Source organism: Actinophytocola sp., assembly GCF_049647105.1.
Lineage (GTDB): Bacteria > Actinomycetota > Actinomycetes > Mycobacteriales > Pseudonocardiaceae > Actinophytocola.
In genome coordinates this window covers 1-10,970 of record NZ_JBARWZ010000321.1, presented here as the reverse complement: position 1 = coordinate 10,970, position 10,970 = coordinate 1, and the positions used below count along the sequence as shown (strand labels likewise).

Sequence of the window (10,970 nt, the reverse complement as noted above, 5' to 3'; positions counted from 1 at the left end):
CGCTCCTGGCGCCGCCGACCGATCACGGGATGAACGAAGGCTTGCCGACGGCCCATAACCAGGACCCGTCGGGCTGGCGGTGGGCGATCTCCACGGTCACGTCGCCGGTGGGCAGCTCCGTGGCCGTCAGGGCCAGGTCGCCGCTCACCAGTGGGCGGCGCTGGCGGCCGGGCGACAACACCGGCGCCGACGCCACGAAACTCTCGTACACGACACGGATCTCCTGATGTCCCGACGCGATCGAGCCCTCCGGGAACGTCAGCACCGCGTTCGGCTCGTACAGGGCCACCAGGCCCTCGACGTCACCCGCGGTCGCGCGGTCGACGAAGAATTTTCCCAGGTCGTTGGGGTCGGCCGCCTTCGGCCGGCTCGTGATGACTGCCATGCGCGGGACTCTGCCACCGGGCACCGACAATTCTGCCGCGTTATTGGGTTGACCGGCATGGTTACCTGTAATCACGCCCAGAGACGAAGGGAGGTGAGGGCCTTGTTCGCGACCACGACCATGTGCTCCCACCTCGCATTCCAGGCGTCCGCGCGGGGGAGCACAGTTCTCCCCTAAGGACAGACATGCTGGAACTGCGCCCGCTCACCGCGGGTGAAGAAGACCTCTTCCTCTCCCTCACCGACCCGGTGCTCGTCGGATTCCAGAGCGTCGACCGCGACTACCGCGAGCTGGTCACGCTGCACCAGTACCGTCCCGAGTGGACGTGGGTGGCGTTGCGTGACGGCGAGGTCGTCGCGCGGGCCGCCTGGTGGGGTGGACCCGACGACCAGGCGCCCTTCGCCCTCGACTGGCTCGACTTCGCCGACGGCGAGGCCGACGCGGCCGTCGACCTGCTCAGGAAAGCCGGGTTCGCCGTCGAGTACTGCCTGCTCCTGCCGCCTGGGTGGCGGAAGCAGGCAGCCGTGTGTGCCGCCGCGGAGGCCCGTATCGACGTCGCGAAGCGGGCGGGCATGACGCCGTTCGTCGAGCGGCTGCGCTATCGCTGGACCCCCGAGCACGGGCTGCCGCCGCGGCCGGGACGGCTTGTCTTCCGGCCGGAACCGGACGACAAGCGGATCCTCGACGTGCTCCGCCAGATCGTCGTCGGCTCGCTCGACGCACACGAGACGAGGACCCGCGACAAGGACGGTGTCGACGCGGCCGCCCGCGAAGAGATGGACTTCCTCAAGTGGATGCCGTCGCCTCGGGAGTGGTGGCGGGTCGCGTACACCCCGGACGGTGAGCTCGCCGGGCTGACCGTGCCGGGCCGCAACTACGCGAACCCGGTCATCGGGATCATCGGCGTGGTGCCCGCACAACGCGGCCACGGCTACGCCTACGACCTGCTGGTCGAGGCCACACACCTGCTGGTCGAGGAGGGCGTCGAGACCATCGTCGCCGAGACCGACACCACCAACACGCCGATGGCGGCGAACTTCGCCAAGGCCGGCTACCCAATCACCGAGGAAAGGGTCTACCTGAAGTGACGGACTCGCTCGCCGCCGCGCGGTACGCCGCGCTGCGCTGGAACACCCCGCTCAGCGCCGGCCACGCGGCGGAGCTGCTCGACCACCTCGACCTCACCGAGACGACGAGCGTCGTCGACCTCGGTTGCGGCTGGGGTGAGCTGCTGCTGCTGGCCGCCGCACGGGGCGTGGCGAAGGCCGTCGGCGTCGACACCGACCCCGCCGGTCTCGACCGCGGGCGGCGGGCGGCCCTGGCACGCGGGCTCGACGTGGAGTTCGTCGAGCGGCAGGCGGCCGACTGGCGCGACACCGCCGACCGGGCACTGTGCATCGGCGCTTCGCACGCGTTCGGCGGCAGCCGCGCCATGCTCACCGCCCTCGCGGACGTGGTGCCGCGTGGCCGGGTCCTGGTCGGCGACGGCTGCTGGGAGACCGCACCGACCCCGGCAGCACACGCCATCTTCGGTGACGATTTGCTGCCGCTCGCGGACCTGGTCGCGGCCTGCCGCGACACGGGCTGGCAGGTGCTGCACATGAGCGTCGCCGACCAGCGCGAGTGGGACGACTTCGAGTCCCGCCACCGGGCCGGGTTCCGGGAATGGGTACTGGCCAACCCGGGCGACCCGATGGCGGCGGAGGTCACGTCGCGGGAGGACGCGCGGGAACGCGAGTACCTGACCGCGTACCGGGGCGTCATGGGCCTCGCGTACCTGGTCCTGGCCCGCTGATGCCCTGAAGGCGCGTCAGATGTCCAGGCTGGGGAAGAGCTTCGCGGCGTTGCCCGACAGCACGCCGCGGAGCACCTCCTCTGGCCACCCCAGCGCGGCGACGGTCGAGGAGTTGTCGTCGACCAGCACGTGTGGTCGCGGGCCAGCGCCAGCTCGTACCCGCCACCGGCGCAGAAGACCTTGTCCTTGCCGCTGGTCACGGCCGGATGCGTGCGAAGGACACCATCCGATCATTCTCTACAAATCGACCATCAATCGTCAAGGTTTCGTAGAATATTACCCCGGTTAGAGTGCCCCATGGCCTCCAACCGGGGAAAACGAGCCGCGCTGCGCCTGACCGCACTGCTCACGACGACCGGGACGCTGCACTTCGCGACCCCCAAGCCGTTCGACACGCTGGTCCCGCCCGCACTGCCCGGCACGGCACGGTTCTGGACCTACGCGTCGGGTGCCGCCGAACTCGGCGTCGCGGGCCTGCTGGCGGTACCACGCACCAGGCGACTCGGCGGTTCACTCGCGGCGGCGCTGTTCGTCGCGGTCTTCCCCGGCAACGTTCGGGCAGTCCGCCTGTTCTGGCGGCGACCACTGCTGCGCGCGGTGATGCTCGCCCGGCTGCCGCTGCAGATCCCGCTGGTCACGGAGGCCATCAAGGCCCGGGAGTGAATCCGGGCGCTCGCACGTTGGAGAGGTATGCCTGTCTTCGTGCTGCTGCTCATCGCGATCATCGCCGAGCTCGCCGTGATCATCGCGGTCGGCCAGGCGGTAGGCGCGCTCTGGACCATCCTGCTGCTGATCGTCGTGTCGATGGCGGGGGTGGCGCTGCTGCGCAGGCAGGGCACCCGCACGCTCACGTCGTTCTCCGAGGCGCTGCGCAACCGGCGCGACCCGAGCCCCGAGATGGCGGACGGGATGCTGATCGGGGTCGCCGCGGCGCTGGTCCTGTTCCCTGGCTTCCTGAGTGACGTTGCGGCGTTGCTGCTGCTGTTCCCGCCGACCAGGGCCGTGGTACGCAAACGTTTGCTGAGCCGCGCACAGGCGCGCGCCAAGGCCCGCGTGGCCCACCACGATGTCGTGGACGGCGAGATCGTCGAGGACGACCCGATCATCATCGACGCCCCGAGGATCGAACCGCGCGACTAGGCCGTGCTGGTCAAGGTCTGGACCCAGTGGAGTGTGGCGGCGAGGCACTGACCGGAGTGCTGGTCGCGGGCGGTCTTGTCTGATCGCATCGCGAGCCCGCACACTGCTTGAGCTTGTTGAAGCAGCGCTCGGCGACGTTGCGGCCCTGGCACCACTTGCCGCTGCTCGCACCGAAGTCGATCGGGCGGCCAGGTCGTTTGGTGCGGCGAGTGCGCGGGCATGAAGCTGGTCGGTCTGGTCGCGAACGATCGTGACGGGCACCGGGCGTCGGCGCCGTTCCGCGGCCAAGCACGCACCTTGCGGCAGTCAAATCAGGACGATGCCGCATGCTTCAACTGTGGAGGGCCCGGACCGGCGGTCCGGGCCCTCCACAGTTGAAGAGAGGCAGCTACAGCCCAGTCGTCACAGGCCCTTCACCATCGTGATGAAGGACGTGACCGTCGCATACCCCTCGAAGTGAAGTTCGATGCCGTGGATCTTGCTGTGGCGGAAGGCCGTCCGCGTGTTGTCCATCTCCACGCATTGGTCGTTCGAGGCCGAGTGACTGCTCTTGCGCCATTTCCTCTTGGTTGGCTCGCCGGTCATGGGCTCCTTCTTGTCTTCTGCTTGATGATCTCCTCCGAGTCCTCGGGAGAGACCGCCATGCTCGCTGCGCCGTCCCACACGGCCGCGAGCATGGAGACGTCCTCGGGCTTCTCGACTACGTCGAGGCCGAGCACGTTCTCTGCGTACGCCGATGGCGGTTCGTCCTCTTCGGCGAAGTCGAGGAGGAACAGAGGTCCCGACATCGCGCCATAGGCTCCGCGGTCCTTCGCGAGGAGCCGGATCGTGATGTTCGGGAGGTTCGCCATAGCCAGGAGGTGTTGATATTGCTCTGCCATCACCTCCGAGCCGCCTACGATGAGATCCAGTACACGTTCATCCACCAAAGCCTCGAGCTGAAGTGGACGATCTTCGCGGGTCAGAATCGCCTGCCGGTTCCGGCGTTCTGCCGCAGCCTTCTCAGGATCCCATTTGCCCTTCCAACCTGGCCGGTTGGACAGGGACAGCGACTGGGCGTAGGCAGCAGTCTGGAGCAGACCAGGGATCACCACGGTGTCGAGGCTGCGCTCACGAAACGCCTCGCTCTCGTCCAGCCGGAACCGCCGGTACTTCGGCTGCATGGAGTCGGCGTGCTCGATCGTGCTGATGTCCGCGTCAGCGACGTCGTACAGTTCTTGTGCCGCGTGCTTCTCCTCTGGCGACAGATCGAGAGCTCCCAGGACGGCGTTGAACAGGTGGAAGTTCACGAGGTTGTCGCCCTTGAACAGGCGCTTGATCGTCTGCTCAGAGGTGCGCAGTTCCTTCGCCAGGTCGGCGGGCTTGAGCCCTCGCCGGTCTAAGTACGGCTGAAGGTGTCGTCCGAGCCGACGCTTGCCGCGGGTGGTCCCGATTGCCATGCGGACACCTTAATCACGTTGAGTAGCGCAACCAATCCTTGACAATCACCCGTTTGGCCACACGCATTTGTCATCATCAAACGATACCGTTCAAGTGCTGGCGAGGTGACTTGCTCAGGACGGTTTGGTTCCTTCTTGTTTGAGCTTCCCACGTCACCTCGCCAGCCTTGAAGCCGGTCCTTCGACGCCGAGGAGGCAGGACAGTCATGTGGGACGTGGTCACCCCGACCGTCGGGTTCCTGCTGTTCATTGGCCTGCTTGGCCTCTTGATCACAATGGCCGCCAGCATCACTGGTGCCCCTCGATGCACCGTGCATCGCCTTCGCGCCACACACGACGTGTTGCCTCTACCGCGCGACCACCGCACGATCGGCGGCCGCCTGGCCATCGCCCCCGACAACAACCCATGTGGACGCAGCATGAACCACCAGCCCCACCGCCCTCAACAGGCAGATGCCCTCGCGATGCTCACCGACGCCGGCGCGGCCGCACTCAACGTTCACCCCCAACTGTGGAGGCTCGTGGAGCAGCGCCTGTCTGGCTGGGTGTTCGTTTACGAGCCCGAGAAGCCGCAACTCAACGGCGCCTGCCTATGGTCGGACGGCTGGTCCGACAGCATCGCCATCGCGGGCGAGACCGACGCCATGGCCTACCGCGTCGACCCGCTCGGCCAGGACCGATGGGCGGGATCAGGCACCCTCCGCGACATGCTCGACGCGATCGCTGAGCTACCCAACCCCGTCCTCTCCTACGGCTGGCCCGTTCTCCCCCGCGCCATCGCCCCGCCTAGCCAGAGCGGACCACACCGTGCCTGACAACGGGCCACCCCAGCGAGGGGCCTCACGCCTGGCGGCCCATGCTGCGGTTGACCGCGTGGACGTCGGAGACCGAGTGGCACTTGATCCGCATCGAGACCAACGGCATAGGCGAACGCCTGGCCGGTGCGGGGGTGCGCGGCGTACCTCACCGTCAGAAGCACCCGCACCCTCACACTCGACGACGTCGCCCGTCCTTCGGATACGAGGCCCCACAGGGTTACAGGTCGGGGCCCGGGCGCGACGAAAAGCGTGTCGCACAGCCGATCCCAGACCTGTCGAGCCGACCCGAGGCCGTACGAGTGACGACCGCCCCGTGATGCAACCTGCAGCACACGGTCGATGAAACGGGTGCGCAGGTTGAGGCGATTGTCCATCAAAGACTGGGAGGCGGAAACGTTCATGATCCCAGAAGGAAGATCTGAAAAAGTCGGCCGATTCATCATCTCGAAATCTTTCGAATTCAGCGCGAGTCACGAACTCTGGATGCTTCCCGAAACACACAAATGCAGACGCAACCACGGCCACAACTACGTCGTCACACTGACCCTGACTGCCGAACAACTTAACGAACACGGCTTCGTCACCGACTTCGGCGACCTCGCCCCGTTCAATGACTACCTGAAAAACAGCCTCGACCACCGGCGACTCAACGACGAAGTCGACTTCCACCCCACCAGCGAACTGTTGGCCGAACACCTCGGCCACTGGTTCATCAACAACCTCGAAACCCACCTCCACGGCCGCCTCGTCTCGGTTCAGGTGTCCGAAACCCTTACATCCAGCGCGCGGTGGGAAAGAGGCGAGTCGCTGTGAACCCGTTACCGCTTCCCTTCAACCGTGTTGAAGGCACCGCGATCCTTGCGGAGAAGTTCGAATCCTTCCAGGGCGAAGGCCCGCTTACTGGACAGCGGTGCGTGTTCTGCCGATTCTCCCGGTGCAACCTCACCTGCAGTTGGTGCGACACGAAGTACACCTGGGATTGGGCCCAATACCAGCCCACCGACGTCAGCCATCGCGTTGCAGTGCCGGAGCTGATCAACTGGGTCGCCGAGTGCGACGTCGACCTGATGGTCATCACCGGTGGAGAACCGATGATCCAGCAGCCGGCGATGACCGCCCTCGCTGCTGGAGTCGGTGAGGACGTCCGCGTGCAGGTCGAGACGAACGGAACGCTGGCCCCGGTACCGGAACTCGTCGACCTGGTGGACCTCTGGGTCGTCAGCCCGAAGCTCGCCAACTCCGGCGTGGGTTACTCCCGCCGGATCGTGCCGCCGGCACTCGCCGCGCTGCAGGACACAGGCCGGGCGGTGTTCAAGTTCATCGTCACCGACGTTGCTTCTGACTTCAGCGAGATCGGTGAGCTGATCGATACCTTCGGCCTAAAACGGATCTGGGTCATGCCCGAAGGCGATACCCCGGAAAAAGTCCTGGCCGGCACCGCCGCCATTCATGAGCCAGCCCTGGAACGCGGCTGGAACGTGAGCACTCGCTTGCACACTCTGACCGGAGCACGGTGATGGTGATGACCGACACGGCGATAGCACTGAGCCTCAACTGGGACCAGGTGGACGAGTACATCTCCACCCTCGCAGACATCATCCGCCACGACGGTGTGCCCCAGACCATCATCGGGATCCTGCGTGGAGGGATGGTGCCGGCCGTCCTGCTCGCGCACCAGCTCGCGGTGCGCGACGTCCGCGGCATCGAAGTGACGCGCACCCTGACCGAGCAACCCAATGGGGAGAAAGCCGCTCGACCCCAGATAGTCAACCCGGTCTCTGTTGGCGTCCTCGACATCAACGCGGACGTGCTGCTCGTGGACGACGTGGCCGGATCCGGAGCCACATTCGACACCTCCGCCGCCCTCATCTCCCACCGCGTGGCGCGTGTCCGCCGCGTCGCGCTCGTGGTCAACACCGTCAACTGGGAACGCTCGAAACTCGTCGCCCCACAACAAACCCTGGACTACATCGGCACCACCTGCGCCGGATGGGTCCACTTCCCCTGGGAGGTCTGATGCAGCCCGCATCACCCAACCACGCCCCAGAAGACCTCGGCGAGGAGTACCACACCCGGTCCGGCACACCCATGATCGGCGCGTACTCCGTGAACCAGATGGACGACTTCTACACCGCACTCTCTCGCGGCGAGATGAAGCCAACCGGTGTCATGAACTACCTGCAGCGGCTCTACATCGCCGAACGAACCCGCCCAGGTGACCGGATGGTCGACGTGTGCTGCGGTCGTGGCCTGCAGCTACCGGTGCTGTACCGCTACCAGCCCGCGCTGGGCAGCTACACCGGCCTGGACATCAGCCCCGACCACCTCGCCGAAGCCCACGCTCGCCGGGAAGATCTGGAGACGATCTACCCGACCTGCTTCCCCGTCGAGTTCCACGAGATCGACGTGTCACAGCCATGGCCAGAGCTGGAACCGTTCGACATCGCGGTCTACACCTCGGCACTCGAACACCTGCCCCGCGAACTGGCGATCGACAGCCTCCAACGCACCGCCGCAGCTCTCAGCCCAACAGGTCGGCTGTATCTGTCCACCCCGAACACTACCGGCCCGCCGCCGCGGAAGCTGCAACACCGCGTCCATGTCTACGAGTGGGCGCACGAGGAGCTGGTGACTGTGCTGGACAAGGTCGGTCTCGTCGTCGAAGACGTCGTCGGCATCCTGCCGCCACTGACCCCCGAGGCGACCGAGGACGCTGTTGGTCAGCGGTTCGGCGCTGATGCCGCCGCGCTGTACCGCCGGATGAGCCAGCACACGCCTGACGCCCTGCTCGGGCCGGTGGTGGCCACCGCGCTCGAGGGGGATGCCACCGAGGTGCTCAACGTGTGTTCGCGACGGTCGGCATGACCTCGCCTGCTACCCGGCCGTTCTGGGTGTCGGTCGAGGGTCCGGAAGGTGTCGGTAAGACCCACCTCGCCCGCCGGCTGGCGTCGCGGCTGGCGTCCTGCCAGCTGCTGGTCGAGCTCACCGACGCCGAAGGTGAGCAGGTTCCCACCCAGGTCATCGCCGCGCTGGCGTCCGCCGGGGACCGGTTCCTGCGAACCGGGCATCCGTTGACCGAGACGTTCGCGCTGCTGGCGCTCAAGACCCGCGAACGTGAGCTCGTGCAACGAATGTCTTCGCCACCGCAGATCGTGCTCGAAGATCGCGGCCTCGACACCGTGGCGATCTACCAGGCCGCGATCCTCGCCGGTTCCGACAGCGACGACGACGCCGTGTGGTCTTTGGCTGAGCACGTCTTCACCACGGCTGCACCGTGGTGTCCGCTGCCGGACCTGACCGTGCTTCTGATCGAGGACCTCGACGTGTGCGCAGCCCGCTGGACCATGCGCGAAGGCACCCCGTTCACTACCGGGCAACTCGCCCTGGTCGAGCGAGCCACCCGGCTCTACCGCCGCCTCGCTGAACAGCAACCGGACCGTGTCCGAACCATCGACCGGTCCGGACACACCGAAAGCCAGGTGCTCGACGAGCTCGACACGCTCATTCGACAGGCCGCCAGCGAACGCGGAAGGAGACCTCATGCCACTGCATCGTGACGTCTCCGTGCTGTGGGCACTGCGATCACCCTGCAACCTGGGGTGCACCTACTGCTACTTCGGCACCCTTGAGGACCACCGCGTCGCCCTGCCCACCCAGCCCGGACAACTCAGCCACCTTCCTCACAACGACCTGAACCTCGCCGACATCACCCGCTTCCTGTCCACTGCGGCCGACAGCGGCATCAGCCGCGTGTTCGTCGCCGGTGGCGAACCTCTGATCTGGCCCGCGATCGGCGCGGTCCTGCAAACGCTCCACCAGGCCGGGATCGCGGTCACGGTATGCACGAACGGCATGCCACTCAACCGCCCCAACATCCGGGAGATGCTGCGCGACACCGGCGTTGACGCGGTGTCGGTGTCGCTGGACTCAGTCGACCCCACGGCCAACGATGCCTACCGCCCTTCACGTAACCACAAGGACGGCTGGCACAGCGTGGTCTCCGGCATCCGCGCCCTCACTGGCGACCGTGATGCAGCCCGCATCATGGTGCGCATCGGCGTCTACACCGTCATCTCACGGCACACGCTGGCGACCCTGCCCGCCACCGCGGCGTTCGCGGCCGAGCTCGGCGCCGACTACTTCGTGCCCCAGCCGATCTCGCTGGCCCTCGACCACGAACTGCACTCCCAGCTCAGCCTGCGCCAGTCCGACATCCCCGTACTCGCCGCCGCGTTGGACACGATCTACGACGCCGGACACCCGCTCGCCCTCCCTGAGCAGCGCTACCCCGGCCAGATCGTGTCTACCGTGCGTCAGCACCTGCAGACCGTCCACGGCTGCTTCGGTGGCCACCGGCTCGCGTTCATCGAGCCGGACGGCAGCGTCTGGGACTGCCCTTCGCAATACCGCATCGCCAACACCGCCGCTCGCGGCACCCAGCGCAGCATCCGCGACACGACCGCAGCCCAACTGTTCCCCGCCGAGCCCGCAGACGGCGGCTGCGACTGCCCGTTCTACAGCCGCGACTGCGTCAGCATGTGGCCTCTCACCGACTTCGACCGCCTCATCGCCTCCACTGGAGGAGACCGATGACCCTCGCCACTTTCTTGCCCGACATCGAGGTCGCCGCCTACGAGGCGGAGCTGACCGAACACCTCGGCGTCGACCACGTCGTCGCGGTCTCCAGCGGCACCACCGCGCTGCACTGCGCCCTGTACGCCGTCGGCGTACAGCCAGGCGATGAGGTGCTGATGCCCGCGTTGAGCGTGGTCATGGCCGCCGCGCCCGTCCACCACCTGGGCGCTACCCCGGTCTTCGTGGACTGCACCCCGGACGGCAGAGACTTCGACTACCACGACCTCGCGGCCAAGGTCACCGACCGCACCACGGTCATGCTTCCGGTGTACTTGTGGGGACGAGCGGGCGACGAGAACCTCGCCCGCTCCTTCGCCGCCGATCGTGGCCTCGCGCTGGTCACTGACGCCTGCCAGGCCCTCGGCACCACCAACGAATCCCCCACGATTGCCGATCCGTCGATGCAGCCCGCATCGCCCGCCGTGCGCCGCCTGACCAATCAGGTCGGAATCCGAGCTGACATCGGCTGCTTTTCCACCCACCGTCTCAAACTGCTCTCGACCGGCGAGGGCGGCTTCCTCACCACCAATGATCCCTACCTGGCCGACCAAGCGCGCGCCTACCGCTCCCACTGGCAGACCGCCGACAGCGGGCAGATGCCGATGTCCCGGCTCGCACACAACTTCCGCTTAGAGGCTCCGGCGAATGATGGTGGTGGGGTAGGCGTGACCACCTGGATGTGGGGCAGGCACGGGCGTCGGTGATCATGAAGTTCTTGACGCTACGTGATCACTTGGACTGCCCGTGCCTGCTGTGCC

General features: G+C 66.8%; 15 protein-coding genes. 12 read left to right on the top strand and 3 right to left on the bottom strand.

The window, feature by feature from the left end:
* Positions 1–22 precede the first annotated feature (22 nt).
* A complete protein-coding gene (locus WBA97_RS39770; RefSeq protein ID WP_424236377.1) occupies positions 23–385 on the bottom strand; it encodes a YybH family protein in 363 nt (120 codons plus the stop codon).
* A 185-nt stretch (positions 386–570) separates the two neighbouring features.
* Here WBA97_RS39770 and WBA97_RS39765 point away from each other — a divergent pair, with 185 nt between their 5' ends.
* From WBA97_RS39765 to WBA97_RS39750, 4 genes are all read left to right on the top strand, one after another.
* Positions 571–1,473 (top strand): N-acetyltransferase family protein, encoded by a 903-nt coding sequence (locus tag WBA97_RS39765; RefSeq protein WP_424236375.1) that lies wholly within the window; start codon positions 571–573, stop codon positions 1,471–1,473.
* Positions 1,470–2,180: an SAM-dependent methyltransferase gene (locus tag WBA97_RS39760; RefSeq protein ID WP_424236373.1), complete on the top strand. Its 711-nt coding sequence runs from the start codon at positions 1,470–1,472 to the stop codon at positions 2,178–2,180. Before WBA97_RS39765 ends, WBA97_RS39760 begins: the two co-directional genes overlap by 4 nt.
* Positions 2,181–2,477: 297 nt before the next feature.
* The gene (locus WBA97_RS39755; RefSeq protein WP_424236371.1) at positions 2,478–2,843 is read left to right on the top strand and encodes a DoxX family protein; all 366 of its coding nucleotides are present in this window, start codon (positions 2,478–2,480) and stop codon (positions 2,841–2,843) included.
* Positions 2,844–2,870: 27 nt separating this feature from the next.
* The gene (locus tag WBA97_RS39750; RefSeq protein ID WP_424236369.1) at positions 2,871–3,320 is read left to right on the top strand and encodes an FxsA family protein; all 450 of its coding nucleotides are present in this window, start codon (positions 2,871–2,873) and stop codon (positions 3,318–3,320) included.
* 402 nt (positions 3,321–3,722) lie between these two features.
* On the opposite strand, the gene WBA97_RS39745 is transcribed toward WBA97_RS39750, so the two are convergent.
* Both WBA97_RS39745 and WBA97_RS39740 read right to left on the bottom strand, forming a co-directional pair.
* Entirely contained in the window at positions 3,723–3,905 is a 183-nt protein-coding gene (locus tag WBA97_RS39745) for a DUF397 domain-containing protein (protein WP_424236367.1), read from the bottom strand.
* Entirely contained in the window at positions 3,902–4,759 is an 858-nt protein-coding gene (locus WBA97_RS39740) for a Scr1 family TA system antitoxin-like transcriptional regulator (protein WP_424236365.1), read from the bottom strand. Before WBA97_RS39740 ends, WBA97_RS39745 begins: the two co-directional genes overlap by 4 nt.
* Positions 4,760–4,965: 206 nt before the next feature.
* Here WBA97_RS39740 and WBA97_RS39735 point away from each other — a divergent pair, with 206 nt between their 5' ends.
* The 8 genes from WBA97_RS39735 to WBA97_RS39700 all read left to right on the top strand — a co-directional run bounded on the left by WBA97_RS39735 (position 4,966) and on the right by WBA97_RS39700 (position 10,916).
* On the top strand, positions 4,966–5,574 hold the full coding sequence (locus WBA97_RS39735) for a hypothetical protein (RefSeq protein ID WP_424236363.1): 609 nt from the start codon (positions 4,966–4,968) through the stop codon (positions 5,572–5,574).
* A 369-nt stretch (positions 5,575–5,943) separates the two neighbouring features.
* Positions 5,944–6,390 (top strand): 6-pyruvoyl trahydropterin synthase family protein, encoded by a 447-nt coding sequence (locus WBA97_RS39730; protein WP_424236361.1) that lies wholly within the window; start codon positions 5,944–5,946, stop codon positions 6,388–6,390.
* Positions 6,387–7,094, top strand: coding sequence for a 7-carboxy-7-deazaguanine synthase QueE (locus WBA97_RS39725; protein WP_424236359.1), 708 nt, complete (start codon positions 6,387–6,389; stop codon positions 7,092–7,094). Before WBA97_RS39730 ends, WBA97_RS39725 begins: the two co-directional genes overlap by 4 nt.
* Positions 7,095–7,099: 5 nt before the next feature.
* Positions 7,100–7,594 (top strand): phosphoribosyltransferase, encoded by a 495-nt coding sequence (locus WBA97_RS39720; protein ID WP_424236357.1) that lies wholly within the window; start codon positions 7,100–7,102, stop codon positions 7,592–7,594.
* Positions 7,594–8,442, top strand: a complete 849-nt coding sequence (locus tag WBA97_RS39715) for a class I SAM-dependent methyltransferase (protein ID WP_424236355.1) — start codon at positions 7,594–7,596, stop codon at positions 8,440–8,442. Before WBA97_RS39720 ends, WBA97_RS39715 begins: the two co-directional genes overlap by 1 nt.
* Complete coding sequence (locus WBA97_RS39710; protein WP_424236353.1) at positions 8,421–9,134, top strand: dTMP kinase; 714 nt, start codon at positions 8,421–8,423, stop codon at positions 9,132–9,134. Before WBA97_RS39715 ends, WBA97_RS39710 begins: the two co-directional genes overlap by 22 nt.
* Complete coding sequence (locus WBA97_RS39705; protein WP_424236351.1) at positions 9,118–10,170, top strand: radical SAM protein; 1,053 nt, start codon at positions 9,118–9,120, stop codon at positions 10,168–10,170. Before WBA97_RS39710 ends, WBA97_RS39705 begins: the two co-directional genes overlap by 17 nt.
* A complete protein-coding gene (locus WBA97_RS39700) occupies positions 10,167–10,916 on the top strand; it encodes a DegT/DnrJ/EryC1/StrS family aminotransferase (protein ID WP_424236349.1) in 750 nt (249 codons plus the stop codon). Before WBA97_RS39705 ends, WBA97_RS39700 begins: the two co-directional genes overlap by 4 nt.
* The last annotated feature ends 54 nt before the right edge of the window (positions 10,917–10,970 follow it).

Bases quoted from the DNA above. Each gene is read 5' to 3' on its own strand.
- WBA97_RS39700 (WP_424236349.1), top strand. From the start codon at position 10,167: ATGACCCTCGCCACTTTCTTGCCCGACATCGAGGTCGCCGCCTACGAG.
- WBA97_RS39740 (WP_424236365.1), bottom strand. From the start codon at position 4,759: ATGGCAATCGGGACCACCCGCGGCAAGCGTCGGCTCGGACGACACCTT.
- WBA97_RS39720 (WP_424236357.1), top strand. From the start codon at position 7,100: ATGACCGACACGGCGATAGCACTGAGCCTCAACTGGGACCAGGTGGAC.
- WBA97_RS39715 (WP_424236355.1), top strand. From the start codon at position 7,594: ATGCAGCCCGCATCACCCAACCACGCCCCAGAAGACCTCGGCGAGGAG.
- WBA97_RS39745 (WP_424236367.1), bottom strand. From the start codon at position 3,905: ATGACCGGCGAGCCAACCAAGAGGAAATGGCGCAAGAGCAGTCACTCG.
- WBA97_RS39705 (WP_424236351.1), top strand. From the start codon at position 9,118: ATGCCACTGCATCGTGACGTCTCCGTGCTGTGGGCACTGCGATCACCC.
- WBA97_RS39765 (WP_424236375.1), top strand. From the start codon at position 571: ATGCTGGAACTGCGCCCGCTCACCGCGGGTGAAGAAGACCTCTTCCTC.
- WBA97_RS39770 (WP_424236377.1), bottom strand. From the start codon at position 385: ATGGCAGTCATCACGAGCCGGCCGAAGGCGGCCGACCCCAACGACCTG.
- WBA97_RS39755 (WP_424236371.1), top strand. From the start codon at position 2,478: ATGGCCTCCAACCGGGGAAAACGAGCCGCGCTGCGCCTGACCGCACTG.
- WBA97_RS39750 (WP_424236369.1), top strand. From the start codon at position 2,871: ATGCCTGTCTTCGTGCTGCTGCTCATCGCGATCATCGCCGAGCTCGCC.
- WBA97_RS39735 (WP_424236363.1), top strand. From the start codon at position 4,966: ATGTGGGACGTGGTCACCCCGACCGTCGGGTTCCTGCTGTTCATTGGC.